This window comes from Streptomyces sp. NBC_00510 (assembly GCA_036013505.1).
In the GTDB taxonomy this organism is placed as follows: domain Bacteria; phylum Actinomycetota; class Actinomycetes; order Streptomycetales; family Streptomycetaceae; genus Actinacidiphila.
Window position 1 is genome coordinate 10,097,095 of the sequence record CP107851.1, and the last position, 24,709, is coordinate 10,121,803.

The 24,709-nt window shown below is 69.0% G+C and carries 19 protein-coding genes, 1 pseudogene and 2 CRISPR repeat arrays (1 of these 22 cut by a window edge); of the genes and pseudogenes, 16 read left to right on the plus strand and 4 right to left on the minus strand.

Features of this window, described 5'->3' with window-relative positions:
• Positions 1-426 precede the first annotated feature (426 nt).
• The 3 genes and pseudogenes from OG937_46045 to OG937_46055 all read left to right on the plus strand — a co-directional run bounded on the left by OG937_46045 (position 427) and on the right by OG937_46055 (position 1,333).
• The gene (locus tag OG937_46045; protein ID WUD78543.1) at positions 427-579 is read left to right on the plus strand and encodes a thioesterase family protein; all 153 of its coding nucleotides are present in this window, start codon (positions 427-429) and stop codon (positions 577-579) included.
• 211 nt (positions 580-790) lie between these two features.
• Complete coding sequence (locus OG937_46050; protein WUD78544.1) at positions 791-1,078, plus strand: hypothetical protein; 288 nt, start codon at positions 791-793, stop codon at positions 1,076-1,078.
• Positions 1,079-1,207: 129 nt separating this feature from the next.
• Positions 1,208-1,333 (plus strand): annotated as a pseudogene (locus OG937_46055) (transposase).
• Between the two features lie 73 nt (positions 1,334-1,406).
• Here the strand turns inward: OG937_46055 and OG937_46060 are convergent.
• Positions 1,407-2,534, minus strand: coding sequence for a transposase (locus tag OG937_46060; GenBank protein WUD78545.1), 1,128 nt, complete (start codon positions 2,532-2,534; stop codon positions 1,407-1,409).
• Between the two features lie 218 nt (positions 2,535-2,752).
• Here OG937_46060 and OG937_46065 point away from each other — a divergent pair, with 218 nt between their 5' ends.
• The gene (locus OG937_46065; GenBank protein ID WUD78546.1) at positions 2,753-3,394 is read left to right on the plus strand and encodes an IS5 family transposase; all 642 of its coding nucleotides are present in this window, start codon (positions 2,753-2,755) and stop codon (positions 3,392-3,394) included.
• On the opposite strand, the gene OG937_46070 is transcribed toward OG937_46065, so the two are convergent.
• Positions 3,360-3,842 carry a hypothetical protein gene (locus tag OG937_46070; GenBank protein ID WUD78547.1) on the minus strand — a complete coding sequence of 161 codons (483 nt, stop codon included), beginning with the start codon at positions 3,840-3,842 and terminating at the stop codon, positions 3,360-3,362. The two genes, OG937_46065 and OG937_46070, sit on opposite strands and share 35 nt — an antisense overlap.
• Positions 3,843-4,199: 357 nt before the next feature.
• On the opposite strand from OG937_46070, the gene OG937_46075 reads away from it, so the two are divergent.
• The 3 genes from OG937_46075 to OG937_46085 are packed head-to-tail and all read left to right on the plus strand — an operon-like array spanning position 4,200 to position 8,429.
• Positions 4,200-5,102 carry a D-3-phosphoglycerate dehydrogenase gene (locus OG937_46075; GenBank protein WUD78548.1) on the plus strand — a complete coding sequence of 301 codons (903 nt, stop codon included), beginning with the start codon at positions 4,200-4,202 and terminating at the stop codon, positions 5,100-5,102.
• Positions 5,103-5,129: 27 nt separating this feature from the next.
• A complete protein-coding gene (locus OG937_46080; protein WUD78549.1) occupies positions 5,130-6,185 on the plus strand; it encodes an aminotransferase class I/II-fold pyridoxal phosphate-dependent enzyme in 1,056 nt (351 codons plus the stop codon).
• 39 nt (positions 6,186-6,224) lie between these two features.
• A complete protein-coding gene (locus OG937_46085) occupies positions 6,225-8,429 on the plus strand; it encodes a tetratricopeptide repeat protein (protein WUD78550.1) in 2,205 nt (734 codons plus the stop codon).
• Here OG937_46085 and OG937_46090 read toward each other — a convergent pair.
• Positions 8,426-9,553, minus strand: coding sequence for a glutamate--cysteine ligase (locus OG937_46090; GenBank protein WUD78551.1), 1,128 nt, complete (start codon positions 9,551-9,553; stop codon positions 8,426-8,428). The two genes, OG937_46085 and OG937_46090, sit on opposite strands and share 4 nt — an antisense overlap.
• Before the next feature lie 35 nt (positions 9,554-9,588).
• Between OG937_46090 and OG937_46095 the strand changes: the two genes are divergently transcribed.
• Positions 9,589-10,398, plus strand: a complete 810-nt coding sequence (locus tag OG937_46095) for a phytanoyl-CoA dioxygenase family protein (protein ID WUD78552.1) — start codon at positions 9,589-9,591, stop codon at positions 10,396-10,398.
• A 158-nt stretch (positions 10,399-10,556) separates the two neighbouring features.
• On the opposite strand, the gene OG937_46100 is transcribed toward OG937_46095, so the two are convergent.
• Positions 10,557-10,844 (minus strand): transposase, encoded by a 288-nt coding sequence (locus OG937_46100; GenBank protein ID WUD78553.1) that lies wholly within the window; start codon positions 10,842-10,844, stop codon positions 10,557-10,559.
• Positions 10,845-11,157: 313 nt separating this feature from the next.
• Positions 11,158-12,891: direct repeats of the CRISPR family, unit length 28 nt; unit sequence AACCACCCCCCGCGTAGGCGGGGACGAC.
• Positions 12,892-13,035: 144 nt separating this feature from the next.
• Here OG937_46100 and cas3 point away from each other — a divergent pair.
• From cas3 to cas2e, 8 genes are all read left to right on the plus strand, one after another.
• Positions 13,036-15,915 carry a CRISPR-associated helicase Cas3' gene (gene cas3, locus OG937_46105; protein WUD78554.1) on the plus strand — a complete coding sequence of 960 codons (2,880 nt, stop codon included), beginning with the start codon at positions 13,036-13,038 and terminating at the stop codon, positions 15,913-15,915.
• Positions 15,916-16,219: 304 nt separating this feature from the next.
• Positions 16,220-17,908 carry a type I-E CRISPR-associated protein Cse1/CasA gene (gene casA, locus OG937_46110; protein WUD78555.1) on the plus strand — a complete coding sequence of 563 codons (1,689 nt, stop codon included), beginning with the start codon at positions 16,220-16,222 and terminating at the stop codon, positions 17,906-17,908.
• Positions 17,905-19,047, plus strand: a complete 1,143-nt coding sequence (casB, locus tag OG937_46115; GenBank protein ID WUD78556.1) for a type I-E CRISPR-associated protein Cse2/CasB — start codon at positions 17,905-17,907, stop codon at positions 19,045-19,047. Before casA ends, casB begins: the two co-directional genes overlap by 4 nt.
• Positions 19,048-19,294: 247 nt before the next feature.
• Positions 19,295-20,470, plus strand: coding sequence for a type I-E CRISPR-associated protein Cas7/Cse4/CasC (cas7e, locus tag OG937_46120; GenBank protein WUD78557.1), 1,176 nt, complete (start codon positions 19,295-19,297; stop codon positions 20,468-20,470).
• A complete protein-coding gene (cas5e, locus tag OG937_46125) occupies positions 20,470-21,267 on the plus strand; it encodes a type I-E CRISPR-associated protein Cas5/CasD (protein ID WUD78558.1) in 798 nt (265 codons plus the stop codon). The genes cas7e and cas5e overlap by 1 nt, the downstream gene beginning before the upstream one ends.
• Positions 21,268-21,271: 4 nt before the next feature.
• Positions 21,272-22,069 (plus strand): type I-E CRISPR-associated protein Cas6/Cse3/CasE, encoded by a 798-nt coding sequence (cas6e, locus tag OG937_46130; protein WUD78559.1) that lies wholly within the window; start codon positions 21,272-21,274, stop codon positions 22,067-22,069.
• Positions 22,062-23,120 carry a type I-E CRISPR-associated endonuclease Cas1e gene (cas1e, locus tag OG937_46135; protein ID WUD78560.1) on the plus strand — a complete coding sequence of 353 codons (1,059 nt, stop codon included), beginning with the start codon at positions 22,062-22,064 and terminating at the stop codon, positions 23,118-23,120. The genes cas6e and cas1e overlap by 8 nt, the downstream gene beginning before the upstream one ends.
• Positions 23,117-23,431, plus strand: a complete 315-nt coding sequence (gene cas2e / locus OG937_46140) for a type I-E CRISPR-associated endoribonuclease Cas2e (protein ID WUD78561.1) — start codon at positions 23,117-23,119, stop codon at positions 23,429-23,431. The genes cas1e and cas2e overlap by 4 nt, the downstream gene beginning before the upstream one ends.
• A gap of 44 nt (positions 23,432-23,475) precedes the next feature.
• Positions 23,476-24,709: direct repeats of the CRISPR family, unit length 28 nt; unit sequence GTCGTCCCCGCCTACGCGGGGGTGGTTC (it continues 75 nt past the right edge of the window).

Consider the following 24,709-nt stretch of genomic DNA (forward strand, 5'->3'; position numbering starts at 1 on the left):
CTGCACGCCAGCGCCTTGGCAGCAGGCGCCGTGCAGCCGACCCCAAACGCGCTCAGCGCCGCCGTCCGCGGACCGGCTGGCCCGGCCCGCGGGTAGTGCATGTGTCCGTGCGCTCGCAGGGCATGGTGCGTAGGGCCAGAACAGCCAATCGCTAAACGATTCGCTAAACGATCAACCCCGTTCACCGCCTGAGCGAAGCTCCGTGCCGCCGCCGGGTCGGTGTTGATCAGCGAGTGAGGCGTGCGCAGCCCGTATGCGCCGGCCGTGGGAGCTGCCGCGGGTTGTGGGAGGTGATGCCGTCCAGCTCGGGCCGGTTCGCCATCGTCAGGAGTGCGCAGCCGGACCCGCTGCGCAGCCCGCGGGAGGGTGCAGTAGCGACGTGTGGCGGGGCAGGCGAAGGACAAGGTCGTCCGTTTCTGTCGCCGTATGGAGAACGCTGCCACCGGCGAGGTGGCGGCCGTGATGGTGCTGACCGGAGTCCACATCGACACGGCCGCCCGGCGCTCGTGCCCGATGCCGCCCGAGATCGTCTCGGCGGCGCAGAAGATGGTCGTGCCCGGCTTCGGGCCGGGTGTCTGAACCGCTGCGTCGTGGTGCCGCTCGGGCGGGCACCGGTGCGCCGCTCCTGCCTGAACCGGTCGGTAGCGGTTGGCCGCGTCGGCAGGGGTCCCCGCGCACGTGACCGTGTCGGCTGACTGGTGGGCCGAGTTTCCTCCTTGATCGCTACGATCTTGACCTGATTCGGCCTGACCTGAAGAACGACATTGCGGAAGGAGCGCCCCAGGCTGTCATGGTCTACCGCATACATTTCACGGTTCAGGATCTGGCCCGTACACGTGTGGCCGAGGCGCCGATGCCGCTGCATGAGCTGGAACTTGCAGCGCGAGCCCTGCAGAGCCGCAGCCAGCCTGCCCGGCTCGATGCCTGGCGGCACCGTGCTCGCGCACAGATGTCTGCCCAAGCTCGCGTGGCCCTGGCCCTCATGCCTGCTGTGGGATATTCGCCTGGCTTTCTCAGAAGCCGTTTCCCTATCGATCATGGTGAGCATCGGTTCGAGTGTGGCGACTCGGTCGGGTGATCTTCCGGATGTCCGGGCATGAGGGTAGGGCCTCCTGCACAGCTCATGGGTGTCGAATCCAAGTGAGCAACAGGAGGCCCTGTGCCGCAGTCTTGCGTTCCGGTAGCGGCGGAGTCCAACTCGCTTCCTCTGTCGTGTGCCTGTCTCGCGCACCGGTTCGGGAACGCCGCGGATCGCCCGCACAGGAGGCCGAGGTATCCCTCCGACATGACGGACACGGAGTGGGCCGCGGTGCGCGATCTACTGCCGGTGCCGGGGTGGATGGAGGGCAGGGGCGGGCAGCCGGAGGGCTACTGCCATCGGCAGATGCTCGACCAATGCCACGAAGTTAAGAGCCCCGCGGTGGTGTCAAGGCATCAGGGAGAGTGATCTTGTAGGTGTTCGGCGCGGTGCGGATGAGTCGGCCGTTGCGAGCCCAGTAGCAGAGTTGCGCGGTGAGGCTGCTGAGGGGACGCCCCGAGGTGGGGAGCGCGAGATGCCGCGCGATGTCCCGGGTGTGCATGGCTTGGTTGGAGTTCGCGGCCAAGAGCTGGCAGACCTGGCCCCAGCGTCCTGAGAGGGCTCGGCTTGGGTCCTGCGCGCTGGGCAGGGGTGGTGGGTGCACGGTGATCTCGATGGCGGTGATCGGGGTGCTGTCGCGTGGACGCCCGTCGCGGTTCCAGATGTTGTAGCGGGAGGTTCCGCATTTGACGATGCGGGCGGACAGTCGCATCCGGCGCCTGGGAAGCAGCGCGTGCAGGACGCGGGCGCCGATGTGTTCCACCAGGTCGGAACGGCTGCTCGGCCCTGAGGCTACGGTCGTTCCGACCAGGCTGGCCACCGTGTCGCGGGCGGCTTCCAGAGCGACGGTGAAGCCGGCTCGGTCGGGATCGCAGCCGGGCATTGTCTCCACCGCGGTCACCATGACCGAGCGCAGGGCCTGGTAGAGGGCGAGCAGTCCCCACATCTCCTGGTTGAGACCCACCGGGTCCTTCGAACGTAGAACTCGGCCTTTGAGCAGGGTGTGGCGGAGCGCCAGGTAGGTGATCTCGATCTCCCAGCGCTCGTGGTAGAGACGCACCAGGTGGTCGGCGGGATCGGTGTGGTGGTCGTTGAGCGTGGTCAGCAGGCGGTAGGTCCCGCCGAAGTCGCTGCCGTCGGCGGTGCGGGAGTGGATCTCGGCCTCGATCACCCGCAGCGGGAGGCCCCCGATCCGGGTCAGGTAGGAGCCGTCGGGCAGCAGCGCCAGCACCGGCGGTCGTCGGGTGCTGGTGGCGCGTATCAGGAACTGAGTGCCCTGAGCTGCGATGTCTGCAAGCAGTTCGTTGCTGTCGAAGGCGCGGTCCGCCAGGAGGAGCATGTCCGGGGTCAGGTGACCGACCAGTTCGTGGGCGTAGTCGGTCTCGCCCTTGGATGCGGGGCCGAAGACCGCTGCGATCAGGCCGCGGGTGCCTGTTTCGCACAGGGTCATGAGCATCAGCCGGGGGTAGCCGGTCGGGCCGTAGCGGCGTTCGGTGCGGCCGAGCCAGGACCGGTTGCGCTCGTGGTCGGGGACGGACAGGCTCCCGCAGCCGTCCCCTGGATAGCAGAGGAGGCCCCTCGCATCCCGCCCACGCTTGACACCGCCGCTGGGCTCTTAACTTCGTGGCATTGGATGCTCGACGCGGTCCGCTACCTGGTAGCGGGCGGTATCACGTGGCGGTCGATGCCCGCGGACTTTCCCGCATGGGAAGCGTCTACGCGTTCTGGCGACGGTGGCGGGACCAGGGCCTGATTGGTGAACTGCACGACCGGCTGCGCGACCGCGTCCGCCAGGTCGAGGGCCGCGATCCGGAGCCGACCGCGGGCATCATCGACGCGCAGTCGGTCAAAGGGGCGGCGTCGGTTCCGGCCGCCACGCGGGGCTTCGACGCGGGGAAAAGGATCAACGGACGCAAGCGCCATATCGTGGTCGACACCCTCGGACTGCTACTGGTCGTGATGGTCACGGCCGCTTCGGTGACCGACCGTGAGGCCGCTGGCGGTCTGCTGGCCCGGCTGCGCGAGCGGCACTGGCGCATCTCGTGCGTATGGGCGGACGGCGGTTACACCGGGCATCTGGTCGACGTCGCCCGCGCTGTCTGGCGGATCGCGCTGACCGTGGTCAAGCGCACCGACGACACCCGCGGGTTCACCGTGCTGCCCAAAAGGTGGCTGGTGGAGCGGACGTTCGCGTGGCTGATGCGCTCTCGCCGCCTGGCCCGCGACTACGAGACCCGCACCGACAGCGCCGAAGCGCTGATCCACTGGTCGATGAGCATGGTCATGAGCCGCCGGCTCGCCCGGCGGGGACGCTGAACATCCCCGGATTCTCTTCGACCAGCCAGCCCCGCACGACCAGGCGCTTGGCTTTCGACCGCACGCCCTCGACCTTCGCCGGCACCGGCGCGAGCCCAAGCGCCGCGGCGAGCTGCCGGCAGTCCATCGCCTCCCCGTCCCGGCCGGCCAGGATGTCCATGAGCCGCCGGTAGTCCGGCGCCAGCACCGCCGGGTCGAGGCCTGCCTGCCATGCCGGCACCACCGAACCGGGCACCGCACCCGCCACCGGTACGGGCCGTTCGTCGGACGCGGCAGCGGCCACATTCTCGCGTCCGCGCGGTTCCGCCAGGACCTGGCCGACCGTCTCGCGGGCGGTCACGAACCGCTGCCACGTGGCCTCGGCGTCCCGCAGTTCGGCCTGCTGGATCTCCACCCTTTGACGGGCAGCACGCTCCCGCTCCTCCAACAGCCCCAACACCGACGGCATCTGACACCCCACGCGAAGAAATGACACGACGCGTCATCCCTGCCGCCGAGCCACCGAAATCATGCCTGACCAGCGGAAACGCAGCTACCGCCTTCGGAAAGACAACACCTTCTTAGACCAGGCGTTTCTGTGCTGGTGCCGGTCGGTGGCGGCCGTCTTCATGGTGGCTGCCCATTCGTCGGGGGTGTCGCCGGCGTTTGCATTGCCTCGGCGACGAGGGCCAGGGCCGCGGAGCCATGCGCGTACCTGCCCGGGTGGGCCGTCTATGTCCTCGAACCGCAACAGGGTCAGTCAGGGCTGACACAGTCCAACGTGTCTGTAAGGCTATGGGCACCTGCCACGAGACGGGGAGTCACGTTGACGAAGCCCACTGCCCTGGTGCTCATGGAACGGAGTGGTATCCCCGGCTCTCTGCTTGCCCGGCTGGAGTCCGCAGTGTCGGTGCTCTGGCTGGCGGCCGGGCAGGAGGACACTGCTGACGTGCGGCTGCTTGTCACCGCTAATGCTGAGCTGAACAGTGCATACCTGCGGCGCTTCCCCGTGCTGGGCGGCATTGTCCTCACCGGGACCGCGGCCGACTACGTCGACCTCGACCATTGTCGCGAGCATGGGATCGTAGTCTCCAACACTCCCAGCTACACCGGATCGTCGGTGGCCGAGCACGCACTGGCGCTCGCCCTGGCATCGAACCGGTACCTGCTCCCGCTCGACGCGGCTACCCGTACCGATGCGCGGCCGCCCTCTCCGCTCGCCCGCGAGCTGGCCGGAAAGGTGGCCGGCATCATCGGACTGGGTGAGATCGGCGGCCGGCTGGCCACCCTGCTGCGTGGTCTGGACCTGCGCGTCCTCTTCGTCAACCGTAGCCGCCGCGAGCACCCCGGCGCCGAACAGGTTGAGCTGGACCGACTCCTGATGGAGGCGGATTTCGTCTTCCTAACCCTGCCGCTCACCCCGCAGACCTTCCATCTCCTCGATGCCCAGGCTTTCGCCCTCATGCGCCCGACCGCCCGCGTGGTCAATGTCTCGGCCGACGAACTCATCGACCCGGCACCATTGGCGGCGGCGCTGCGCAACGGCCGGATCGCGGGCGCCGCTCTGGACGTGATCGGTTCGCCGGCGCCGTTCCTCGACCTGCCCAACACCATCCTGACGCCGACGTGCGGCTGGTACACCCAGGAAGCCGTGTATCGGCGAGCCGAGACATGGGTAGAGACGGTGCAGGCTTTCGTGGCGGGCAGCCCGCGGTACGTCGTCAGCTGATCGCCACTCTGGGGGGAGGAGAACGCCGTGGAACGGCAACGGGAGTTGCTGCGGTTACACCGGGAACTGGATTTGCTATCGCGGAACGCGGGCGACGCGGAATTTCTGTCCGGATGGCAGACCAGCCATCCCTTCGCAGAGCACTATCTGCTGCGCGTCCAAGATGGTTCGCCCCGGTCGGTCGAAGAGTACTCGTTTCTGTCGGACTCCGCGGCTCTCACCGAAAGCATCAGGAAGTTCCATCGGACGAGGGATGGTATCGACTACCCGCCCGAGGCCGTATACGCCGCCAGCGGATCGAGCCCCTTGCTGATGGCTTTCTTCCTGCGCCTGCGCGAGCAAGGTGTCAGCGAGGCGTGGTACGTGCCACCCATCTACTACACCTGCTACTACTTCGCACAGAGTGTTGGGATCACCCTGCACCGCCTCGACACGAGCCCACTGCACCATCCCGAAACGCGGCTTCGGCTGCCGCAGCGACCCGCCGTCCTGATTTTTGCCGACCCGATTTGGGTCTTTGGCACGCCCGTGCATCCAGTGCACATCAAGGAGATCGCGGAGTGGCAGCGCCGCTTCGGTTCCGAGGTGCTCGTCGACGGCACGTTCCAGTACACCGCCTGGAACCCGCCGGACCAGGCGGAGGCCACCAGTGAGCTTGACCTGGAGCATACGTTCCGCATCGTATGCCCCACCAAGAGCACGGCGGTCCACGGCTCCCGCTTCGCGTATCTGCTCATGCCCCCGGGGCAGCGCGAGTCGATACGGTATCCCGCCGCAAACCTCACTGGCGCGAGCGGCGCACAGGCTCAGTCCGATGCCTTGCGCCTGATGGAGGTGCTCAATTCCCCGCAGTCTAATCGTGAACTGCGTGAGCACATCGCCACAGTGCACGGAATCCTCTGGGACAAAGGCGTGATCCGGGCTGAGGCCGCCCCACCGTCAGTTACCTACTACACCTTTGCTCACATTGATGAACGACGAGCACGCAGCGCGATCTTGATGGACCAGCGATTCTTCGACCTGACCGGCTTCAACGGTTTCGCCCGTATCAACTTGCTGCACCCGAGCTGGCTTGAGCTGTAAAGATTCGCCTTGCCTCAGCGAAAGGCTACGGTCGCCAACGTGGACATCGCCGCATTCATGGGCACGCTTGTCGGCGTCGGGGGACTGGTGGTTGCCATGCTGCAACTGCGCGTGTCGCAGCGATCACCGACATCGAGCAGTGCCGAGATAGGAAGATCGGTGGCGGGCGCTTCGGTGAGCCCGCCGACAGGACTGTTGCCCGCAGAGGTCCTCGGGAGAGAGGACATTCTCGGTGTCCTGCAGCGCGCTGTGGCACGCCCCAGCGGTTTCGTCGTCCTAGCGGGCATGGGCGGAGTCGGTAAGTCAACGGTGGCGATGGAACTTGCCTGCCGCATCGGCCAGCAGCGCCCGTTTTGGCACCGCACCCGCGAGTGGGTGGTGTGGTGGGTGTCAGCGTCCGATCCAGCGAGCCTCAGCATGGGCGCGGTGTCCATCGCCAAGCAGGCCGGGGGTACTGAGGCCGACATCGAAGCAGTGGCGACGGGTGCCCCGGACGGACCGGATCGGCTCTGGAAACTGTTACGGAACACCCGGTTTCGCTGGCTGCTCGTCTTTGACAACGCCGACGATCCCACGGTGCTGTGCGCGCCGCAGCCCTGGAGACCAGTAGAGGCGAACTGCGTCGCCGGGGGCACCGGATGGGTTCGTGCCAATGGCCGAGGTCTGACCATTGTCACCAGCCGCCTCACGGATCCGGCCACCTGGGGGAACCACGCCGAGATCGAACTAATCCAGCCGTTGCAGGCTGACGCGGCGGCCCGGGTCCTCACACACCTGGCACCCAGTGCAGGCGACATTGCGGCAGCCCGTCGGCTGTCCCAGCAGCTCGGCGGGCTACCGCTGGCACTGCACGTCGCTGGCAGCTACTTGTCCCAGCCGCTGGCAAGATGGAAGACCTTCACCGCATATAGTGACGCGCTCAACGACGGAGAGCCACATTCAGCATTGGCTTTCGCCGGCAGGGCGGCTGAGGCCCGAGGAATGATCATGCGAACCTGGGAACTATCGCTCGACCACCTGGCAGACCACGGGCTGGCGCAAGCCAGGCCGGTACTCCGGATGCTCTCCTGCTTCGCGGCGGTCACGCCGATCCCTGTTGCCCTTCTTGACCCCCAGCTGATGGCCCCGCTCTTCGCCGGCGTCCGCGACGTTGAGGGACAACTCGACCGGGTGCTCGCGGGGCTGATCCAGTTGGGACTGGTCAGTACAACCGAGGCTGACGCCGTGACCATCCACCCCGTGATCGCGAGCTCCTGCCGAACGCACATGGCCGCACCCGGCCCCGATGAACTGGACTCTGCCGTTGTGCGTGCCACCGCCGTTGAGCTGGTCGCGGCCAAGTGCACGGCACTGGATTTCAGCAGTCCGCAGGACTGGCCATGGTTCGCATCGCTAACACCGCACCTGCATGCACTGTTGTCCCTGCCGCTCGAACCGCAAGCGCTGGGCAAGGTGTGTCGCGCTGCCGCGAAGACGTCTCTCTCATACGACTGGAGCGGTGGCCTGCACACGGCAGTCGCCCTCACGACGGCAGCGCTCACGGCTTCGGCCTCGCTCGGCCCCGAGCACGAATCCGTGCTGCGGTTGCAGCAGCAAGCGATCCTGCAACGGGGCCGGAGCGGGTTCTGGGCCGAGGCCGAAGCCGACTTCAACGTACTGGTGGAAATCGAACGGAGGGTGTTGGGCGACAACCATCCAGTGACCCTGTCCACGCTGCATGATCTCGGCCGTTCATACGCGCACGGGGGACGCTGGCAGGAGGCCGAGGCAATGGCCATGGACGTGGTCACGCGGCGCACACAAGTGTTCGGCCACGATCATCCCGCCACCCTCGCCAGCCGGCACCACCTGGCCCGAGCATACGCCGCGCAACACCGTTGGCCCGAGGCGGATGCCACCTTTACCGAGCTGCTCGCCGACGAACGCCGAGTGCTCGGCGAGGAACATCCGACGACCCTGGCAACCCGGGACGGCCAGGCAAGGTCACTGACCGACCAGGAACGCTGGCCCGACGCAGAGGCCGCCTATCAGGAGTTGCTGGAAAGCCGACGCCGCGTGCTTGGCGAGGAGCATCCGACAACATTGACCAACCTCTTCAACCTCGCGCGCGCGATCGAGCGCCAGGGGAGGCGACGGGAGGCGGAGCAGATCTACGGCGAGGTACTGACTTTGCGTCAGCGGGCGCTGGGCGAGCAACACCCAGAGACGGTGGAAACAGAACAAGCGCTGGTGCGGTTGCGCTAGAGGCAGGTCTGTTCCACCACCCAGTGTGCGAGTCGGGGAAGATTGGCCATGGCCCCGCTTGTCGCAGCGCAAGTAGATGGCGCCGCAGCGATCGAGCGCTGCCGGGCAGCGGCCGAGCCGGTCACCCGCAGTCGGTCCAGCGCAGCGAGCACCAAAGTGTAGTCGCCAGCGGCGACGAGTGCCTGCTCTGTGTGTTTGACAAGCCGGTCAACCAGGTGCCAGATCGGGACCCGGACGCGATCCGTGAAGCAGAAGCCACTGCCCTCCAGACCGTCGCGCGCAGCCAGCCAGTGCGCCGCGACAAGCGAGCCGTGATCGGCGCAGGGTGCGGCAACGCCGACCCGGACGTCCCGTACGGCCGTAGCCACGAGCGCACGCGAGAGCGCGGCAAGCAGGACTGTCTCGTCCACGGTCAGGCACACATCGCCAGGTCGGACCTCAATCGTCGGGTAGCTGGCAGAGAGCCTCGCATACCAATAGACCATCCGGTCGTCAAGGGCCGCGCCGGTCGCGATGAGATCGGCAACCAGCTCGTCGTGGTGCGCCAGTGAGCGTATATCCGGCGTCGGCCCGACCGTGGGCCAAGCGCAGATCGTCATCGCCCGCGAGCTGGCATAGCCACTGTCGTGACCATTGATGAAGGGCGAGTTGCTGCACAGAGACTGCAGTACAGGCAGCCATACCCGCAGATGGTTGAGGGCCTCGGCAGCCAATCGACGGTCAGGCACCCCCACGTGGACATGGCAGGCGGACAACCCGCGTGGATCCTCCAACAGACCGAAACTCCGCACGATCTCCCCGTATCGCAGCCCGTCGGCGACCGGAAAGGTCTCGTCCTCCTTGAGGATGCACGCTCCCGCAGCCATGATCCGGCAACCCACCGACTGGGCAGCAGCGTCTAATGCGGATCTCAACTCGCCAAGGCCTTCCCGCAGTTCGTCGAGTCCGGTGCACACTTGCGTCGCGAGCTCGATCTGCGTGGCCCGGGTCTCCATCCTCACACAGGGCCGCAACGTGGTCGGCAGTGCCGCGATCACCTGTCGAGCCACGGGCGCCAGCCGGCACGACTCGGCATCGACGAGGAGAAATTCTTCTTCAACGCCGAACGTGACCGGATTCTCCATGCGGCGGATTCTAATCGGATGTCAGACTGTTTGGCATGTCTGCGCTTCACGGGTACCGGACGGATCACTTCTTCGGCGCGACGATGGCCATGCGCTTTCTGCCCCGGCACTGGCGCGATCGCCGCAGCCGGCGCACTTTACCCTCCTCGCCCGAAGTGCTGCCGCATCTGGAGACGCTGCGACGTGACGGAATCGTCGTGATCCCCGACTTCCTGTCGGGGCAGACGATCAAACGGATGCGTGCCGCCATCCCTCCTCAGGAGCAATTCGACGAGTCACCTGAGGGCGACCGGGCGCTGCTCTACAGTGATGCGGACCGGATCCCTGAGCTGTCCCCGTTCTTCGACTCGGATGTGGTCCGCGGTCTCGCCCGCTCGTATATCTCCGGCCGTGCTGTCGCACACCGGCGCACGATCGGTCTAAAGGTTGTCACCGGTGATTTCATGACCTTCGAGTTCTTCTATCACATGGACACCTGGCGGGCCCGAATGAAGGCCTTCCTCTATCTGGAGGACGTCGGTCCAAGCAGTGCCCCGATGACCTACCTGCGCGGCAGCCATCAGGGGGGTTGGCGGCGGTGGGCCGAGGCGCAGATCGCCCGGGACTATGTAGTCGACAAGCGCGGCTTCGGTGGTGATACGGACATCTGGTACCTGGGCTGCTTCTGGCCCCATGAAGTGGCGCAACTGAAACACGACTACGGCTACATCGACGTATCGTGCACCGGCCCGGCAGGCACTCTGGTGATTTTCGACGGGCGTGGCCTGCACAGGGCTACCCCGCTGGAGTCGGGGCGCAGGCTTATCCTGACCAGCTACTGGATACACGAGGGAGCGCATATTTAGCCCCGATCTTGAGAGACGGGCCGTCGGCTCTTCCGGCGGGGCCGTTTTGACTTCTCAAGAGTGGTGGGCATGCTGGTGGCCCGACTGTCGCGGAGGGCGCCGGGTTTCACGGCTACGGGGTTGTACCAGGTGCTGGACGGGACAGGTGTTGTCGCTGGTCAGCTGGCTTGCAGACACGCGAACGCGGCGTTGATCAGGAGGTAGCGGAGTCGGCCGGTCATGGCGAGGTGGGCCGCAACGGAGAACAGCCGAAGCTGCAGGCGATTGAGCCCCCAGCGTCGGGCGTCGCCGGTGAGAGCGAGCATCGGCGTTCTGGCCAGCGAGTGGAGCGAGACCCGGAGTCTTCGTCGGCGGGGAAGACCCTCTCTCAGCGCCCATCGTTTCCAGCTCCAGTGGATCATCCGCACGATGGCGAGGAGGACAAGCTGGAGCTCGACACCCAGCATAATGAAACGGATCACTCCGCGGCGGGGAGAACCCGAACAGCTTCCGCAGTAGCTCGTCTTCGTTCGGATTACCCCCCGCCTCGGCGGGAAGGGCAGCGAGGAGCAGCCGCGCCGAATTTTGCGGATTACCCCCCGCGGCCGCTGGGAGAAACCCGTACACGAGTTTGAACAGGGCAGCGGGCGGCCCAACCCGGGTCACCCCCACGTCGGCGGGGAGAACAAGGCACCTACCCTGCGCAGAGTTTGAGGATTGGTGTGCCCCTGTGTTCGCGAGGAGAACGGCTGGCACTGCTGACGTGGGCTGCCGGCGACGCTCATCCCCGTGTTGGCCGGGAGAACGCGGGTCAAGTCACTTCCAGGCGGGTGCGTACGGATCACCCCCGCGTCGGCGGGGAGAACGCCCGCCGTATGAGCGTGCGCGGCGGCCGCGACGGATCACTCCCGCGTCGGCGGGAAGGACACGTTCGACGCAACCATAGGCGTCGGCAACAACGGATTACCCCCGCGTCGGCGGGGAGAACCACCCCGGTATCCAAGACGGGACGCAGAACAACGGATCACCCCCGCGTCGGCGGAGAGGACGAGGTTCGAAGGCCACGTGGCCCCACTCTCGACGATCACCCCCACATCGGCGGGGAGAACGGTCAACACATGGCCAGTGGCGTCAACTATGCCTGATCACCCCCCGCGTTGGCGGGCAGAACCAACCGCCCTTGCTGGGGGGAGCTGCACGACGGATCACCCTCGCGTCGGCGGGGAGGACATCAGGTACGTGGCGATCAGGCCCGCCGCGTACGGATCACCCCCGCGTCGGCGGGGAGAACCACCGCGCTGGGGCCACCAGCGCCATCCGCAGTCGGATTACCCCCGCGTCGGCGGGGAGGGACCTGCCGTCGTTGCCGCCCGTGCCTTGCATGACCGGATCACCCCCGCGTTGGCGGGGAGGACAAACGGACGTTCCTGGCCAGGCCGTAGGGCCACGGATCACCCCCGCGTCGGCGGGGAGGACACGTGGTACCCGCAGCCTTGTACTCCTCGGCCGGATCACCCCCGCGTCGGCGGGGAGGACCTGGCCGCGACCCTCGATGTTTCCCCCGGGTTCGGATCACCCCCGCGTCGGCGGGGAGAACACCGCCGCACTGTCGCATGACGATGGCGCGCACGGATCACCCCCACGCTGGCGGGGAGAACCCGAACGCCACCCCGCTCGCGCCGGTCACCTTCGGACCACCCCCCGCGTAGGCGGGGACGACGGAGTGCTGAGCATGATCCCGCAGCGCCAGCAGGAACCACCCCCGCGTGGGCGGGGACGACTACGACAGCGGCCCGTATGACATGTGGGACCAGGAACCACCCCCGCGTAGGCGGGGACGACCGGGTCAAGGGCGGCCGGACGATCTGGGTGTACGAACCACCCCCGCGTAGGCGGGGGACGACCCGCAGGTGATCGTGTTCGACAACATGATGGACGAACCACCCCCGCGTACGCAGGGACGACCATTCGGCGAGCGGGTCGCCCTGCACGGCCAGGGAACCACCCCCGCGTAGGCGGGGACGACTCGCTCGATGAGTCGCCGGACCCCGGCGGCTCCGAACCACTCCTGCGTGGGCGGGGACGACCTGAAAACGGACCGGGCCATGCGCGCAACCCGCAACCACCCCCCGCGTAGGCGGGGACGACACAACGAGATCGCCAAGGCCATGGCCGAGGTGAAACCACCCCCCGCGTAGGCGGGGACGACGACCTCCGCCCCGAGATCACGATCGACCTGCAGAACCACCCCCCGCGTAGGCGGGGACGACTCGCGCTCGGAGTGCGCGAACGGTCCCGGCAGGAACCACCCCCCGCGTAGGCGGGGACGACTGGGCCAGCGCGTCGATGTAGCCCTGCCGGTACAACCACCCCCCGCGTAGGCGGGGACGACAACACCTCGCGCACATCGGTGACCGAGTCGACCAACCACCCCCCGCGTAGGCGGGGACGACGCCTGGCCCGCTACTGCGGCGACGACCCGATGCAACCACCCCCCGCGTAGGCGGGGACGACACTTCATGACCTGCGTCGATGCTAGCAAGGGGGCTGTTTTTCTTTACTTGCATAACGTGTGTTGCCCTCACTCCGGGCCGTTGTCAGTGGTGCCGTCTAGGGTGCAGCGCATCTGCAGGGTGCGATCGCTGGGGGCTTGGTTTCGTGGATGACGAGCGGTCGCTGATCGCGCTGATGCGGTCGATGGGTCTGTCTGATGCGGCGGTGGTGCGGCTGTCTACACTGTGGGGCAAGTCTGCCGCGCGTAACGGCGGGAAGACGCATCTGCTGCTTGGCCACCTTTTGGACACTGCCGCAGTGGCCGGGGTGATGTGGGACCGGTACCTGGCGGAGTCGCTGCGCCGTCGCCTGGACGAAATCGCCAGGGGGCAGGGGCGTTCCTGGTTCATGTGGGTGTGCGGGATCCACGACTGCGGCAAGGCATGCCCGGCGTTCCAGGCCCTGGATGGGGCAGAGGCGGCACCTGTGGTTGCTGCGGGTCTGACGTGGCGTCGGCTGCCGAAGGCGAAGAAGTGGCGCCATGATGTCGCGGGCGGGGCGATCCTCGCGCCGTGGTTGCGTCAGGTCTGGGGTGTGGAGGCGGCTGGGTGGGTGTGGCCGCTGGTGGCCGGCCACCACGGGAAGTTTCCCCCGGCCGGGAGCCTGACGCCGCCGCACCCCGAATTCCGGGGAGTGGGACATGCCTGGTCAGAGGCTCAACGTGCGGTCGTCGAGGTGTTCACCCGCGCGGTGGGATTCGAGGACCTGGCCGCGGCGCGTCCGGGGGCCCCACTGCGGAAGGCCGAGCAAATGGCGCTGTCGGGCCTGATCGTGATGGCCGACTGGATTGCCAGCGACCACTCGTGCTTCCCAGGTTTGGCCAACGCCGAGGAGATATCCCCGGCCGGAGCGACGGCACGGGCGGAGACGGCCTGGCAGCGCTTGGGGCTGCGCGGCGGCTGGGGACCACTGCCGTATCCCGAGTCCCCGATGGCGCCACTCGCCGAACGTCTAGGAGTGCAGCCGCGGGCGTCGCAGGTAGAGCTGGTGGAGCGGGCGTGGTCGATGCCCGCGCCCGGGCTGCTGGTGGCGGAGGCTCCGATGGGCGAGGGCAAGACGAAGGCCGCCTTGGCTGCGGCGGAGGTGCTGGCGGCTCGCTTCGGTCTCGACGGCGTGTTCGTGGCGATGCCGACCCAGGCGACAAGCGATCCGATGTACGCGCAGGTGCTGGACTGGGTCCGGACGTTCGATCCGCAGCTTGAGGCGCAGGTGGCGTTGCTGCACGGGAAGCGGCGCTTCAACCGGCGGTGGCGCGAGATGTGGGAGGCAGCACCGACTGCGGACGGGGGCGACCCGTGGGAGGCCTACGGGGCGATCGACGAGGACGACGAGTTCGGCATGCCGGGCGCTGCGCCGCAGGAGGCTGAGCGTCATGGGCCGGCCCAGTGGTTCCTGGGGAACAAGCGTGGCCTGCTGACGGCGTTTGCGGTCGGGACCGTTGACCATCTGCTGTATGCGGCGACGCGTACGCGGCATGTGATGCTGCGGTTCGCCGGCTTGGCGGGCAAGGTCGTGGTGGTGGACGAGGTGCACGCGGCCGATGTCTATATGCGGCAGTTCCTGCTGGAGGCGTTGCGGTGGCTTGGGCAGGCGGGGGTGCCGGTGGTGCTGTTGTCGGCGACCTTGCCTCCGGCGCAGCGGCAGGCGTTCGTGGACGCTTACCTTTCGGGTGTTCTGGGGCGGGCGGATGTGTCGCAGCCGGTGCCGGAGCCGGCGGGTTATCCGTGTGTCACCTCGGCGTATGCGGTGGCCGGGTGTCCTGAGGTGGAGAGCTCGAGGAGTGTCGTGGGGTCCTGGCGGGAGTCGGTGCCGACGCGGATCGAGTGGCTCCCGGATGCCCAGGTGGGCGGGGATGCGGTTGCTGCGGCTGCGCGGGCGGCGGTCGCCGAGGGTGGCGTGGCGTTGGTCGTGGTCAATCAGGTGGATCGTGCCCAGCAGATTCACGCTGCCCTGCAGCGGGACGGTTTCGACGGTGAGCTGATGTTGTTGCACGGACGGCTGTGCGCGGGCCATCGGGCGCATCGCACGGAGAAGTGCCTGCATCAGTTGGGCTCGAAGGCCGGCGGCGCACGGCCGCCGCGGATGGTGGTCGTCGCCACCCAGCTCGCCGAGCAATCGTTCGACGTCGACGCGGACATCTTGATCACGGACCTGGCCCCGGCCGACCTGCTGCTCCAGCGCATCGGCCGCCTGCACCGGCACAAGGGAACCTATCGTCCCAAGGGGCTGGCGGTGCCCCGGGTGCTGGTGACCGGCGTGACAGCCGGTCCCTCTGGCCGTCCGCAGTTCCTGCCGGCCTCCCAGGCGATCTATGGCGAGTGGCCGCTGCTGCGGGCCGCGGCCCTGGTGTCCGAGGCGGCCGGCCCGCTCCTGGCCACCGGGGCGCAGGAGGAATCCGGCGGGTCCGCCGGCCGAGGCTGGAGCATTCCCGAAGATGTTCCCGGTCTGGTGGCGCGGGCCTATGGGGAGCCCGTGGTGTGCCCGCAGGAGTGGGGTGAGGAGAAGGCCCGCGAGGTCTGGTGGGCGAGGGAGGCAGAGCGGGCGAGGAACGCCGAAGCCTTCCTGCTGACCCGGCCCCGCGAATGGGCCGCGCCGACGTTGCAGGGGCTGCACTACGGCAGCAACCGTGCACACACGGAGGAAGAACTCGACGCTGTGGTGCGGGACGGGGAATCGTCGGTCGAGGTCGTGATCGTCCGCCGGGATCCGGCCGGCTACGCCGCACTGGACGGTACCCGGCTGGGACCCCATGGCGAGGCCCTGGACGACGCGGTGGTCGAGCGCGCATTGGGCGGCACGGTCCGCCTGCCGGCCCGGCTCACCGAAGCGGCCGTGAAGGAGTTGTCGGCGCTGCCCGGATGGTCGGGACACCCGTGGCTGCGGTACGCGCGTGCTCTGGTGCTCGAGGAGGGGACCGCGGTGCTCGGCGGTGACCGCGTGTCCTACGACGAGGTGGCGGGCCTGGTGGTGCAGTGCGTCGGCTGAAGGGCGGCGCCCGTGCCCTGAGACCGGGGGACCCCCGCGGGGGCGGGGACGGCTCTCAGCACTGCAAGGGAACACCCCCGCAGGGGCGGGGAGGGCGGGGCGCCGCCCGTGTGTAGAGCGTACCGGGGTACCGAAGGGCGCCTCGGTTGAGTGCCATCGATCCGTAGAGCTTGACCAGCACTGCAACTTCATGAAAGTCTGCCTGCCGTTGATGATATGACGTCAATTTCCTTATAAATCGGGCGACATGATCAACGGCAGATGCGTCTGGGGAGACGCGTCTCATCCAGGGAGGGGGGCTTCCATGGGACCTGAAGATGATCTTGTTCGCGGCAGATGGCTGCCGGTGGTCCGCACGGACGGCGCAGTAAGCGATGTCGGGGTGTTGGAGGCGTTGACGGCCTCGCACTCGGTGCGACGGCTGGATGTGCCCGTGCCGACGATGCTGCCCGCGCTGCTGCGGCAGTTGCTGCTGCCGGTCGTGCTGGACGTGCTGGGCGCGCCTCGCACGGTGGGGGAGTGGCAGGAGCGGTTCGAGCGGGGGCGGTTTACCGAGGACGAGGCCGAGCAACTGGTCCGCTATCTCGGTCCGTCCGGCTATGGCGGCCGGTTCCGGCTTTTCGATCCGGTGCGGCCTTTCGCGCAGGCCGGCGGGCTGACCGCGCTGACCGGGGAGACGAAGCCGTCCACGCTGCTGGTCCCCTCGATCGCGACGGGCAATAACGTGCCGCTGTTCAGCGCGGTTACCGAGGCCGACGACTTGGACCTGACGCCTGCTCAGGCAGCGTTGTGGCTCCTGCATGCGCAGTGCTGGGACACCGCCGCGATCAAGACCGGCGCGGTCGGTGACCCGCAGGCGGCGAAGGGCAACAAGACCACGGGTAATCCGACCGGCCCGCTCGGTCAGCTCGGTGTCATCGTGCCGACCGGGCGGACGCTGTACGAGACGCTGCTGCTGAACACCCCGGTCCTGGCCGACGGTCTCGACCCGGCCGACCGTCCCCAGTGGGCGTGGCCGGAGCGCCCGCACACCGCGGGGGAGAAGGACCCGGCCGGCCCTGAGTGGTCCGCGCGTTCGGCCCGCGATCTGCTGGACCTGCTGACGTTCCAGTCCCGGCGGATCCGGCTGATCCCGTGCGAGACACACGACGGGCTGCGGGTGCGGCAGGTGGTGGTCTGCGCGGGCGACCGGCTGACCTCCACCCCGCAGATCGATCCGCACACCGCGTGGAATCACGCGGCCAAGCCCAAAGCGGGCCAGCCGCCGCTGCGGCCGCGGCGCCACATCTCCGGGCGGGCGGCCTGGCGGGGCCTTGGCGCCCTGCTGGCGCTGACCATGCCGACCGATTCCGACGGGCCCTACACCTCGGTGCTCCTGCGTCAGATCGGCGAGCTGCGTGCGGAGGACCGGCTGCCGGCCGGCTACCCGCTGGGCGTGGAGATCTGCGGCCTGGAGTACGGCAATCAAAGCGCGGTGGTCGAGAACGCCATCGCCGACGGGATCCCGCTGCCGGTGACCGCGCTGGTCGGTGAGGATGCCCTGCTACGGCAGGCGATCTTGGAATGTGTCGAGCAAGCCGACCAGGTCGCCCGGGCCTTGGACCGTCTCCACGCCGACCTGCGGCGGGCCGCCGGCGGTGACCCACTGCCGCGGGACAAGGGGGAAGCCGCCTCGGCGCGGTTCCTGCACTCGGTGGACCGCAGCATGCGCCGCGTGCTGGCCGGCCTGCGCACCGCCGGTGACGACGGCGAGCTGGTCGAGCGCGGGCAGGAAGCCTGGGAACAGGCCCTGCGCCTGACCGCGGTTGATCAGGCGCGCGCGTTGCTGGCCGCCGCTCCGCCCCGGGCCGTGATCGGACGGAAGATCAAAGTGAACGGCAAAGAGGTCGTCTTCCGCAGCGGCAGCGCTGAGGGGCGCTTCCACAAGGCGCTCGGGGAGATTTTGTGGCGGGCCGCCGAGGCACGCTCGGCGAACGAGGAGGCCGTCGCATGACCACCAGCGTCCGCGCCCCGCGCCGCCCCCACTTCTGGGAGACCTACGCCCCCGGCACGCCGTATGCCGCACGGGACCTGCGCGCACTGCGCGACGGTCTGGGCCGCGAGCCCGGCAGCGTGCCGGCCATGAGGCCCCTGCACCGGACGCCGTTGCCGGACATTGCCCGGCCCGGCGAACCGGTGCCGGCCGCCTACGCGGCCGAGCACGCCACGCTGACCCTGTTCGGTTTTCACCAGCCACCGTCCAGGCCATCGGTGCACCAGGCCGGAGCAGGCCTCGGCACGGCCTGCCGCAGGCTGCACCGCACCGGGGCCATGTCGGGCAAGGCCCTGGACCGGCGCGTGACCGCCGCCGCGACCGCCCAGGACCTCGACGAACTCCTCTGGCACTTGCGCGGACTGGTCCCCCTGCTCCGCGATGCGGGCATCGGCCTGGACTACACCCGGCTCCTGCACGACCTGCGGTCCTGGCTGGGAACCGGGCACGGCAGGACCATCCGCGCCTGGGGCCTGCAGTACACCGACCGCGCCGGCACCCAGACCAGCAGTCCCAACGGCGGTCCCGCCACGGCCATCCCCGACGGCGAAGGCTCCCCGTACTGGGTCACCTTCGACCCGCAGCGCGCCGAAACCGGTGCGGAACTGGCGGCACTGCGCTCCGGCCTGGGCCGTGAGGCGGGCACGGTGCCCGCGATGTGGCCCTTCCACCGGGCCCGGGTCAGCCCGGCTGCCCAGGAAGCCGGCTTCTTGGGCCGGGGCCTTGCGGCTGAGCACGCGGTGCTCACCCTGTTCGGCCTGCACCAGCAGGCCCGGCGCGAGCCGATGCATGCCGCGGGCACCAGTCCCGGGGCCGCCTGCCGACGGTTGCTGCACCTGGTCGGCGCCGACAAGGCGGGGGAGGAGGCCATGACACGGCGCGTAGGCCAGCTGCTGACCTCCGCGGACGGCGAGGAGCTCTGCTGGCATCTGCGGGGACTGGTCCCGTTGCTGAGGGGGGCGGCCATCGGCCTGGACTACACCCGGCTCCGCGACGACCTGCTGCGCTGGGACGACGCACGGCACCCCGAACAGCAGGCACGCATCCGCAGCCGCTGGGACCGCGACTTCCGCATTGGCGCACCCACCGGCCAGGGCTGACACGGGGAGCCCGGCCCCTGCGGCCACCGGCAACACGCCCCCACGCAGCACCGGCACCCCGCCCCTGCATCCGTCCTGCGCGCACACGGGATCACCGCACGCGCCCTGCCCCCGGTGACGCGTCCCCCGCCACCTCACCGGCGCCTCGTACCAGCCCGCCGTGCCCCGCACCCGGCACCAGACACCGTGTTTTCCCCTCGGCGCTGCCCCAAGGCGCGGCGCACGACCACACCAAAGGAGTCCGCTCATGGACCAGCCCACCCTCTTCGTCGAGGTCCACATCCTCCAGAGCGTCCCCCCGTCCAACATCAACCGCGACGACTCGGGCACCCCCAAGCAGGCCGTCTACGGCGGAGCCCGCCGCGCCCGCGTCTCCTCCCAGGCGTGGAAGCGCGCCACCCGCATCCACTTCGCCCAAGGCGTGCCCACAGCCGACCGTGCCACCCGCACCAAGCGGATCGCCAGCCTCCTGGCCGAGCGGCTCACCCGGCCCACGGCCGAAGGCGGAGCCGGGCTGACCGCCGAGCAGGCCGACCGGCTGGCCGGCGCGCTGCTGGAGCCGCTGGGCATCACCAAGTCCGCCAAGAAGGAAGACCAGTCCGCCTACCTGCTCTTCTTCGGCAAGCGGCAGCTCGACTCGCTCGTCGCGCTCCTGGACGGCCGGGCCGCCGAGCTGGCCGCCCTGCCCGACAAGGACCTGAAGGACGAGGTGAGCAAGCTCCCCGTGGTGGCCACCTTGTCCACCGGTCACCCCGCCGAGGTCGCCCTCTTCGGCCGGATGGTCGCCGACCTGAAGGACCTCAACGTGGACGCCGCCGTGCAGGTCGCCCACGCCCTGTCCACCCACGCCGTGCGCACCGAGTTCGACTACTACACCGCCGTGGATGACGAGAACGTCGAGGACTCCGGCGCCGGCATGATCGGCACCGTGGAGTTCAACTCCTCCACCCTCTACCGCTACGCCGTCCTCGGCGTCCACCAGCTCAAGGACAACCTCAGCTCCGCGGACGCCACCTGTGACGCCACCGTCCGGTTCGTGGACTCCTTCACCCGCTCCATGCCGACCGGACACCAGAACACCTTCGCCCACCGCACCCTGCCCCACCTGGTCCTGATCACCGTGCGCACCGACCAGCCCGTCAACCTGGTCTCCGCCTTCGAGGAACCCGTCACCGGCCACAACGGCCTGGCCGCCGAATCCGCCACCCGCCTGGCCGGCGAACTGACCGCGGTGACCGCCGCATGGGGCACGACACCGCAGCGCACCCTGGCCACCTACGCCCTGGAAGGCGACAAGCTCACCGAGGCCTTCGGCCCCTCCGTGGCCTTCCCCGCCCTGCTGGAATCCCTTCAGGACCTGGTCGGACAGTGGCTCGCCGACGGCACCATCCCCACGACCGGCACCGAGCAGGCGGAGGTGTGATGACCGACTCCGCCGTCCTCGTCCTGCGACTGGCCGCCCCCTTGCAAGCCTGGGGCGCACCCTCCCGCTACAACCGGCGCGACACCCACCCCCAGCCCACCAAGTCCGGCGTCCTCGGCCTGCTCGCCGCCGCCGGCGGCCGCCCCCGCGACGCCTCGCTCACCGACCTCCTCGGACTGCAACTCGGTGTCCGCGTCGACCAGCCCGGAAGCCTCCTGCGCGACTACCACACCGTCAGCGACCACCGCGGACTGCCACTCCCAGCCGGCAAGGTCGACGCCAAGGGCGTCCAGAAGAAGACCAGCCCCGCCAAATACACCCACGTCACGCAGCGCTACTACCTCCAGGACGCGGTGTTCATCGCCGCCCTTCGCGGTCCCGCACCCCTGCTGGAAAGCCTCGATCACGCCGTAAAGCACCCGCACTTCCCGCTGTCGCTCGGACGCCGCTCCTGCCCGCCCACCGGGCCGGTCACCCTCGGACTTCGTCCCGACGCCGAACTCACCGACATCCTGGCCGCGGTGCCCTGGCAGGCCTCCGCCCACCACCGCCGCCGGACCCGCGACGTGCAGGTCACGCTTGAGGCCACCGTCGAGGACCCCGCCGGTGAGGACCTCGTCGCCGACGTGCCCGACACCTACGACCTGCGTGAGGGTACTACCTTCACCCAGCGGGCCGTGCGGCACCTGTGGGTCACCGTGCCCACCGGGCACGAGCAGCCCACCGGCGACGCACCCACCCCCTCCACTGGTCCGGGCCACACCGGCCACGACCCCTTCGCCCTCCTGGGCTGGTGACCCCATGCCGTACCTGTCGAAGATTCCTCTCAACCCGCGCCGCCGCGAAGCCACCGCCCTGCTCGGCAACCCGCACCGGATGCACGCTGCCATCCTGGCCGGGCTCGCCGTCCAGCCGGTCACCGAACGCGTCCTGTGGCGGCTGGAAACCCACGCCGCCCACCGTGCCGAGGTCCTGGTCCTGACCGAGAGCCGACCGTCCTGGTACCACCTCATCGAACAGGCTGGCTGGCCCGACGCCGACGGCGGTCAGGCCCTCATCGCCGACTACACCCCCGTTCTCGACCGGCTCGTGATCGGACGGGAATTCGCGTTCCGCCTTACCGCCAACCCGGTCCAGTCCGTACGCCGCCCGATCAAGCCCAGCGACGAGCAGACCGCCCGGCTGGAGAAACAGAACAGCATCCCTGGCACCGCCGCCGAACGCGGCGCACGAGGCTTCCGCGTCCCCCAGCGCACCGCGGCACAACAACTCCACTGGCTCCTGACCCGCGCCGACCGCCACGGCTTCACCATCCCCACCGTGCCCGCCCCCGACCCGGCCCCCGGCCTCACCCACGACGCGCCAGACCCACAGCCCGCTCCCGCGGTGTCGCTGCTCACCCGCGACGTCCTGCGATTCCGCAAACACAGCCAAGGCCCACGCGTCACCCTGGCCACCGCCACCTTCCAAGGCCGGCTCCGCGTCACCAACCCCACCGCACTACGCGCCGCCCTCCTCGGCGGCATCGGCCCAGCCAAGGGCTACGGACAAGGACTCCTCACCCTTGCCCCGCTCCCCGCCGAGGCACCCGGTGCCTGAACCCTGGTGGCGCACCGGGCCACAGGACGTGCACCGGCTCGAAGACCGCATCACCAGCCTCTACGCCGAACGCTGCCACATTGACCGGGACGACAACGCCATCGTTTTGGTCACCAAAGCACGAACCGTTCACGTCCCGTCCGCCTACCTCGCCGTGCTCCTCATCGGACCCGGCACCCGCATCACCCACGCCGCCATCACCCTGCTCGCCGACTCCGCCACCGCCGTGTGCTGGGTCGGCGAGCACGGCGTCCGCCTTTATGCCGCAGGGCTCAGCACCGCCCGCGGCTCCCAACTCCAACTCCGCCAGGCATGGCTGGTCACCCGGCCCAAAGAACGCGTCGCCGTCGCCCGGCGCATGTACGAACTCCGATTCCCCGGAGAGGACACCACCGCACTGACCCTCCAGCAACTCCGCGGTCGCGAGGGCACCCGCATCCGCCGGCTCTACGCCCACCATGCCGAACGCACCGGCGTCCCATGGGTCAAACGCGACTACCGGCCAGGAGACGCGTTCGCCGCCGGCGACGACGTCAACCGGCTGCTGTCCGCTGCCAACTCCGCCCTCTACGGCATCTGCCACGCCGTCATCACCGGCATCGGCGCCAGCCCAGCACTCGGCTTCGTCCACACTGGTTCCGCACTGTCCTTCGTCCTGGACATCGCCGACCTCTACAAGGCCGAATTCACCATTCCCCTGGCCTTCGATCTCGCAGCAAAGGGCCTGACAACCGAGCGCGACGCACGCACAGCGCTACGCGACGCCGTCGTCCGAGGCAAACTCATGCCTCGCATCGTCACCGACATCAAACACCTTCTCGCTCCCAACCCAGACACTCCACTCGACGAGGAACTGAGCGGGCTGTGGGACGAGAGCAACACCATCATCGCCAGCGGCCGCAACTGGGGCGACGCCTTTGCACCCAACCGGCACCTCGATGTCCTGCTCCCTCGCCCTGGCGCGGACAGCGATACGACCACCAGATCCGCAGCACCTGACACACCGCATGGAGCGACACAGGATGCGGCGAACCCGGGGGCGGCCACATGACAGTCGTCGTGCTCATCGCCGCACCACCAGGACTACGCGGTCACCTCACCCGATGGTTCCTCGAAACAGCCCCAGGCGTCTTCGTCGGAACGCCTAACCCCCGTATCCGCGATCGCCTGTGGAACGTGCTCGCCGAGCGAATCAGCGACGGACAAGCCGTCATGATCGAGCCAGCAGCTACAGAGCAGGGATGGTCCGTACGCACAGCTGGCCGTGACCGCTGGACCCCCGCTGACTTCGACGGCATCACCCTCATGGCCCGCCCACGCGGCAACGGAACGGAACCATGGCGCCCCACGCAAATTACGTAAAGGAAAACAGCGTGATCGCGTAACAACGCCGCAGGTCAGGAAGTGTCGTCCCCGCCTACGCGGGGGTGGTTCCCCTGGCGGCGTGTCCGGTGTGACCACACAGGCGTCGTCCCCGCCTACGCGGGGGTGGTTCTGCGCTGCTCGCGGGCCTGTCCGGGGACGCGGTGTCGTCCCCGCCTACGCGGGGGTGGTTCGCCTCCCCCGCCCAAGGCACCCCCGAAGCCGCCGTCGTCCCCGCCTACGCGGGGGTGGTTCCCCTGCACAGCGGTGGTAGGCGCCATGACGTCCGTCGTCCCCGCCTACGCGGGGGTGGTTCCGAGACCCCGGACGAGTACCTCACCGGCGGTGTGTCGTCCCCGCCTACGCGGGGGTGGTTCGAAAGAGATGCCCGCCTCTTCGTATGCGGGTGTGTCGTCCCCGCCTACGCGGGGGTGGTTCGGCGTCGGGCTCCGTCCAGGCCGACCTGGAGGCGTCGTCCCCGCCTACGCGGGGGTGGTTCGGCAGCCAAGGAGAACGGCCGCGTTCTGGACTAGTCGTCCCCGCCTACGCGGGGGTGGTTCATGTGCATCATCCTGGACCAGACGGGGCGCATCGTCGTCCCCGCCTACGCGGGGGTGGTTCTCCCGAGCTTCCTGATAGGCCCGCCACAGGCCCGTCGTCCCCGCCTACGCGGGGGTGGTTCCCCTGGCACGGCGGCGGGCACTTGCACGTCTGTGTCGTCCCCGCCTACGCGGGGGTGGTTCGTACTGGGGCGAGCTGGCGGCCCCGGAGTACTCGTCGTCCCCGCCTACGCGGGGGTGGTTCGCTCGGCGTCAAGCTTCCGCGCACGTCGCAGGAGTCGTCCCCGCCTACGCGGGGGTGGTTCGTACGCCAACGACCAGGGATACGGGCTCGGTCCGTCGTCCCCGCCTACGCGGGGGTGGTTCGGTGGGACCCCTCCCCATGGGCGTGTGGGTGCTGTCGTCCCCGCCTACGCGGGGGTGGTTCGGCCGACCGCATGCAGCGCGTTGCCGAGGACGCGTCGTCCCCGCCTACGCGGGGGTGGTTCCCAGGCCGGCGGCACCCCCTGGGGTGGCCCCCGGTCGTCCCCGCCTACGCGGGGGTGGTTCCCCACACCATGACGGCCCCGCCGCCGAGTACGAGTCGTCCCCGCCTACGCGGGGGTGGTTCGTTCACCCCGCCGAAGATCGGCGGCCGGAAGGAGTCGTCCCCGCCTACGCGGGGGTGGTTCGCCCCGCATCACCGGATGGGGAGCCATCGGTCTGTCGTCCCCGCCTA